Origin of the sequence: Pseudonocardia sp. SID8383 (assembly GCF_009864975.1) — a bacterium.
Taxonomy (GTDB): domain Bacteria; phylum Actinomycetota; class Actinomycetes; order Mycobacteriales; family Pseudonocardiaceae; genus Pseudonocardia; species Pseudonocardia alni.
The window spans coordinates 1-1,002 of the sequence record NZ_WWFY01000567.1 but is presented as its reverse complement, the minus strand read 5'-3'; the positions used below and the strand labels follow the sequence as shown (position 1 = coordinate 1,002).

The 1,002-nt window shown below is 79.2% G+C and carries 2 pseudogenes; one reads left to right on the top strand and one right to left on the bottom strand.

Annotation, left to right across the window (positions count from 1 at the left end):
• Positions 1-328 (top strand): annotated as a pseudogene (locus GTW08_RS13870) (hypothetical protein); the annotation flags it as partial.
• On the opposite strand, the pseudogene GTW08_RS13865 reads toward GTW08_RS13870, so the two are convergent.
• Positions 228-1,002 (bottom strand): annotated as a pseudogene (locus GTW08_RS13865) (phytoene desaturase); the annotation flags it as partial. The pseudogenes GTW08_RS13870 and GTW08_RS13865 sit on opposite strands and share 101 nt — an antisense overlap.

The following is a 1,002-nucleotide window of genomic DNA, read 5'->3' as shown; positions in this document are numbered from 1 at the left end:
CGCGCTCGGCGCCGCGCCCGGCTGGGTCCTCGCGGCGCTCGCGCTGGTCTTCGTGCACGAGTTCCTGCGGGCCCGCGCGCAGTCGGTCGGCATGCCGGGGGTGGGCGCGGTGACCGTCGCCGAGCGGCCGACCCGGCTGGTCGTGGTCGCCCTGCCCGCACTCGGTGCGGCGGTGCTCCCGGCCGGCCCGCCACTGGTCGGGGTGTCGTGGGGGACCGTCTTCGCCCTCACCTGGACGGTCCTGGGTGCGGTCGGGCTGGTGCAGCTCGCGGTGGGCGTGGTCCGGACGACCCCGCCGCGGTTCCCGGAGTCCCCGCCGGGCCGATGAGCCCGGCGACGATCTCGGCCGACATCAGCACCAGCGGGATGCCGCCGCCCGGGTGCGCGGACCCGCCCACCAGGTAGAGGCCCGGCACCGGGCCGCGGTTGGCGGGCCGGCGCAGCGCGGCCCGGGGGCCGTGCGAGGCGGTGCCGTAGATCGCGCCGCCCGGCGAACCGGTGCGCCGCTCCAGCTCGGCCGGGGTCAGGACCTCGGCGAACCGCAGGCGGTCTCGCACGTCGGCGCCGCGGGCGGCGAGCACGCCGAGCACCCGGTCCCGGTAGCGCTCCGCGAGCCCGGGGGCGTCCCAGTCGACACCGCGCCCCGGGGCGTGCAGGGGCGCGTTGACCAGCACGAACCAGCCCTCGGAGGCGTCGTCGGGGCGCAGCGCCGGGTCGTCGGGGGTGTGCACGTACACCGTCGGGTCGGGCACCGGGCGGGGCTCGCGACCGAAGATCGCGTCGAACTCGGCGTGCTGGTCGCGCGGGAACCAGACCCGGTGCGCCGGCCCGGGCTCCCGGCCGGACAGCCCGAGCAGCAGCACGAACCCGGCGGTCGAGCGGGGCGTGCGGTGCAGCCGCCTGCGGGCCCGGCGCGCGACGTCGCGGGGGAGCAGCCGCTCGTGCAGCACGTGCGCGTCGACCCCGGACACGACGACGTCGGCCCGCACCTCGCGGCCCCCG